Raw genomic sequence first — 3075 nt, 5'->3', positions numbered from 1 at the left:
TTTTCGAGAAGGGCGCGCTTATACGTCGTTCCGACGTGCGCTTGGGCATAGTAGATGGACGATCGTCATGGCGATCTTCCATTTCTCCGTTCAAGTCATCAGTCGCGCGGCGGGCCGTTCCGCCGTCTCCGCTGCCGCCTATCGTGCGGGCGAGCGCCTGCACGACGAGCGCCTCGACCGGCCCCAAGATTTCCGCGCCCGCTCCGGCGTCGAGCATAGCGAAATCATGTTGCCCGAAGGTGCGCCGGAACAATGGCGCGACCGCGAGCGCCTCTGGAACGATGTCGAGGCATTCGAGAAGCGCAAGGACGCCCAGCTTGCCCGTGAGGTCGAGTTCGCCATTCCACGCGAAATGACCAAGGCGCAGGGCATAGAACTGGCCCGCGATTTCGTGTCCACCGAGTTTGTAGATCGCGGCATGATCGCCGACCTCAATGTGCATTGGGACATTGGCGCGGACGGCCAGCCCAAGCCCCACGCCCATGTCATGCTCACCATGCGGGAGGTTGTGCAGCGCGAGGACGGCACCGCTGGCTTCGGGGCGAAGGTGCGCGAGTGGAACGATCATGAGAATGTTGAGCGCTGGCGCGAACGCTGGGAGACCCACGTCAACACGCGGCTGGCCGAACTCGACATCGACGCGCGCATAGACCGCCGCAGCCTTGCCGATCAGGGCATCGACCTCGAACCGCAGAGCAAGATCGGCGGCCCCGCGCACCGGATGGAAGCCCAGGGGCTCGAAGCCGACCGCGCCGAATTGCACCGCGAGATCGCACGGGAGAATGGCGAGCGCATCATCGCCGATCCGGGCATCGCGCTTAATGCCATCACCCACCAGCAGGCGACATTCACCAACCGCGATATGGCGATGTTCATCCACCGGCATAGCGACGGGCAGGAGCAGTTCAACGCTGCCATGCGCGCGGTTCGTAATTCGCCGGCCTTGATCGCGCTGGGCAAGGACGGGCGCGGCGATGGCCGGTTCACGTCGCGCGAGATGATCGAGACCGAGCAGCGGATGAGCCGTGCGGCGGACAGGCTTGCGATGGAGCGGAGCGATGGTCACTCGGCGGCGACGACCTACGCCATTCGTGCCGCCGAGAGTGCGGGTCTTGCCCTGGGAGCAGAGCAAGAATCCGCGTTGCGCCATATAACCGGAGAGCGCGGATTGTCACTGGTGCTGGGTTATGCCGGGACGGGCAAAAGCGCCATGCTAGGCGTGGCGCGCGACGTGTGGGAAGGCGCGGGCCTCAACGTGCGCGGCGCAGCGCTTGCGGGCATCGCCGCCGAGGGACTGGAGAATGGTTCCGGCATCGCGTCACGCACCATCGCCAGTATGGAACATGGCTGGGCACAGGGCCGCGATTTGCTCGGTCCCCGCGACGTGCTGGTGATCGACGAGGCGGGCATGGTCGGCACGCGCCAGATGGAGCGCGTGCTGTCCCATGCCGCCGATGTTGGGGCAAAGGTAGTCCTCGTCGGCGATCCGCAGCAATTGCAGTCGATCGAGGCGGGCGCGGCGTTCCGCGCGATCCATGAGCGCAATGGCGGCGTAGAGATCACACAGGTTCGCCGCCAGCATGAAGGATGGCAGCAGGATGCTACCCGACATCTGGCCACCGGCAGGACCGGCGAGGCGATTGCCGCCTATGCCGACAAGTACATGGTGCATCAGGCGGAAACACGCGAGGATGCGCGGCGCGACCTTGTCGAGCGTTGGGAACGCGAACGGCAGGCCGATCCAGACGCCAGCCGCATCATCCTGACCCACACCAATGCGGAGGTGCGCGACCTCAACGAGGCGGCGCGTGCGGCCATGCGTGATGCGGGCGAATTAGGCGACGAGCGTCAAGTGAAGACCGAGCGCGGCGACCGACTATTCGCGTCTGGCGACCGCATCATGTTCCTGCGCAACGAGCGAAGCCTGGAGGTGAAGAACGGCACGCTGGGCACGATCGAGAAGGTGGACGAAGGCCATATGTCCGTCCGCACCGATGACGGGCGTGTCGTATCGTTCGACACCAAGGACTATCGCGACCTCGACCACGGCTATGCCGCCACCATCCACAAGGCGCAGGGCATGACGGTGGACAGGGCGCATGTGCTGGCGACGCCGGGGATGGATCGCCATGGGGCTTATGTCGCCATGTCCCGCCATCGAGATGGCATGGCGCTCCACTACGGCCGCGACGATTTTCGCGATCAGTCCCGGCTTGTTCGCACGCTTTCGCGCGAGCGCGGCAAGGACATGGCCACCGATTACAGACGAGCCGATCCCGCAAGGGAATATGCCGAGCGGCGTGGCATAACTTTCGGCGAGCGGGTCGCGGAAATCGTCAGGCCGATTGTCGAGAAGGCGCGCGGCATCTTCGACAGCTTCCGGCCCACTATCCCGCCGCAGCAGGATCGCGACATATTTGCGGGTTTTCAGCCGAACGCCGAGCCGCCCGCGCAGGAGCGGGCCATTCAACGCCAGCCTGAATATGATCCGCAGCCGATGCGCGCAGGCGGCGTGCGCGGTGCGGTGGAGCGCTACGCCAAGGCATGGCAAGCGATCCAGCAGACCCGCGCGCAGGGTCTGGACGCCATGCCGCACCAGCGCGAGGCGCTGGACAGGGCGCGGGATGCTCTGGACGCCGTTCGCCCCGAAGGTTCTTCGGACCTCAACAGCGCGTTCCGCAGCAGCCCGGAGCTTGTACGCGAAGCCGCCGAGGGGCGCGGTCAGGCGGCGGTACGGGCGATGCAGTTGGAAACCGAAATCCGCATGGACCCCTACAGCCGAGCCGACCAGTTCGTGCAAGGGTGGCAGCAATTGCATCGTCATCATGCCGAGCTAGTGCGCGACGGCAATTTCCGGGGCGCGAAAAGTGCCGCGCAGCAGATGGCGGGCATGGCGAAAAGCCTTGAGCGCGATGCCCAGCTTGAATCGGTTCTGGGCCTGCGCAGCCGCGAGCTTGGGCTTGAGATCGGCCAGCAGGCAAGCCGCAGCCTCTCCCACGACCTCGCATCCGCCATTCCCTTCGATCACGGACGCGACATCGGTCGCGGCATGAGCCGTTAACCCCAAGGAGACCA

At 65.4% G+C, this 3075-nt stretch carries 1 protein-coding gene; it reads left to right on the top strand.

The features are described from left to right. Positions 1 to 67: 67 nt before the first annotated feature. The gene (gene traA / locus K9B33_RS22825; RefSeq protein ID WP_224551408.1) at positions 68 to 3061 is read left to right on the top strand and encodes a Ti-type conjugative transfer relaxase TraA; all 2994 of its coding nucleotides are present in this window, start codon (positions 68 to 70) and stop codon (positions 3059 to 3061) included. Positions 3062 to 3075 lie beyond the last annotated feature (14 nt).

The organism is Sphingobium sp. 3R8 (assembly GCF_020166615.1).
Taxonomy (GTDB): Bacteria; Pseudomonadota; Alphaproteobacteria; order Sphingomonadales; family Sphingomonadaceae; genus Sphingobium; species Sphingobium bisphenolicum.
The sequence above is the reverse complement of the archived record's forward strand: the minus strand, read 5'-3'. Positions and strand labels throughout refer to the sequence as shown.

Excerpts from the sequence above, each read along its gene's own strand:
- traA (WP_224551408.1), top strand. The coding sequence starts at position 68 with ATGGCGATCTTCCATTTCTCCGTTCAAGTCATCAGTCGCGCGGCGGGC.